Source organism: Stenotrophomonas sp. P5_B8, from assembly GCF_054049855.1.
In genome coordinates, this window is record NZ_JBFULO010000773.1 from 1 (window position 1) to 895 (window position 895).

Consider the following 895-nt stretch of genomic DNA (forward strand, 5'->3'; position numbering starts at 1 on the left):
GATCATGCGCCTGGTGATTTCGGCAAAGAAGGAGGCCGCCACCGACGCCGACGCGGTGCGCCAGCTGACCGAACTGCGTCGCTATGCCGACGAGGACCTGAAGAAGAAGCTGGAGCCGGTCACCGGCGTGGCGGCGGTCAAGGTCGGCGGTGGCCTGGAAGACGAGATCCAGGTCGACATCGACCAGCAGAAGTTGGCCCAGCTCAACCTGCCGATCGACACCGTCATCAAGCGGCTCAAGGAAGAGAACATCAATATTTCCGGCGGCCGCCTGGAGGAGGGCTCGCAGCGCTTCCTGGTGCGTACCGTCAACCAGTTCGCCGACCTGGACGACATCCGCAACCTGCTGGTGACCACGCAAGGCAGCAACGGCAGTGCCGCCGACGCGGCCATGCAGCAGATGTTCGCGATCGCCGCGTCCACCGGTTCGGATGCGGCCGTCGCCGCCGCTTCGGCCGCGCAGAGTGCATCCAGCAGTAGTTCCTCCACCGTCGCCAACGGTATGCCGGTGCGGTTGAAGGATGTCGCCAGCGTGCGCCAGGGCTACAAAGAGCGCGAGGCGATCATCCGCCTGGGCGGGAAGGAAGCGGTCGAACTGGCGATCTACAAGGAAGGCGATGCGAACACCGTCGCCACCGCCGCCGCGCTGCGTACCAAGCTGGAACAGATCAAGGGGCAGATTCCCGGCGATGCCGAACTGACCACCATCGAAGACCAGTCGCGCTTCATCGAACACGCCATCAGCGACGTCAAGAAAGACGCGGTGATCGGCGGCCTGCTGGCGATCCTGATCATCTTCCTGTTCCTGCGCGATGGCTGGAGCACGTTCGTGATCAGCCTGTCGCTGCCGGTGTCGATCATCACCACGTTTTTCTTCATGGGCCAGATGGGGCTC

General features: G+C 63.8%; 1 protein-coding gene. It reads left to right on the top strand.

Going from position 1 to position 895, the window contains the following annotated elements:
- Positions 1-895, top strand: an 895-nt coding sequence (locus ACXJKH_RS21365; protein WP_457322383.1) for an efflux RND transporter permease subunit, incomplete at both ends; no start/stop codon positions are given.